Below are 811 nucleotides of genomic sequence, written 5' to 3'. Positions count from 1 at the left end.
GGCGAACAGGCGACGCGCGGCGTCGGGCGAACCGCGTGCCGCGGCAGGTTGGCGCTGCGCTCCAAGGGTCTGAGACTGCAGTCGGGACCGCGGCATGGCGAGGAAGCGACGCGCCTCGTCCGCGACCTCGCGGAAGTCCGTGAGGTCGCAGCTCGCCTCGATCACGTCGAGCAGGTCGCCATGTTCGCCGCTTTGCTCATCGACCCATTTGCCTGCTGGTCCTTTCGCATTGGCTTTCAGGCGGACGTGCATGGAGCGGCCGCGCGTGTTGCGCACGTCGCCGACAATCCAGTGATTGCCCGAGCGATGACCGTTGGAAAGATATTCGCGGCACACCGCCTCGGCATGATCGCCAAGGCGGTGTGCCAGATCGGAAGCCGAGCCGGTCATGGTCGCGGCCCCTCAAGCCGCGGCCGTACGTCGGTGACCCCGACCAGTGTATGACGGTCGAGGAGGGAGGCCAGGATGTCGGACCCTTGCGCGGCCGTCGGGATGAACAGCCTCAGCTTCCAGGAGATGATTTCGGAGATCAGCCCCAGCGCCTTCAGCCGGGGAACCATCGCGTCGGTGAAGCCGATCAGCTCGACACGGTAGTGGTTCATGACCCGGCTGCGACGGAGGATAAGGCCATCCGCGAGCTGCAGCCCGATCTTGCCTTCCACGAGCCCGGTCCAGGCCTCTTCTGGCGCGAGCGTCGGCACATCGTCGAGACCCAGATTCCGGAACAGGGTCGCCACCAGCGTCGATGCGATGTGACGCCCGATGATGCGCTCGCCGGCATCGGTCTGGATGCGGTAGACCTGGCAGTCAT

At 66.1% G+C, this 811-nt stretch carries 1 protein-coding gene and 1 pseudogene; both read right to left on the bottom strand.

Annotation, left to right across the window (positions count from 1 at the left end; genetic code table 11):
• A pseudogene (locus CKW40_RS42345) lies at positions 1–390 on the bottom strand (DNA primase); the annotation flags it as partial.
• Positions 387–811 (bottom strand): hypothetical protein (locus CKW40_RS42340; RefSeq protein WP_369333072.1); only part of this gene is annotated, 425 nt, incomplete at its 5' end. The gene CKW40_RS42340 and the pseudogene CKW40_RS42345, both read right to left, overlap by 4 nt.

Origin of the sequence: Mesorhizobium carmichaelinearum, from assembly GCF_900199455.1 — a bacterium.
In the GTDB taxonomy this organism is placed as follows: Bacteria; Pseudomonadota; Alphaproteobacteria; order Rhizobiales; family Rhizobiaceae; genus Mesorhizobium; species Mesorhizobium carmichaelinearum.
This window is presented reverse-complemented; position numbering and strand designations above follow the sequence as displayed.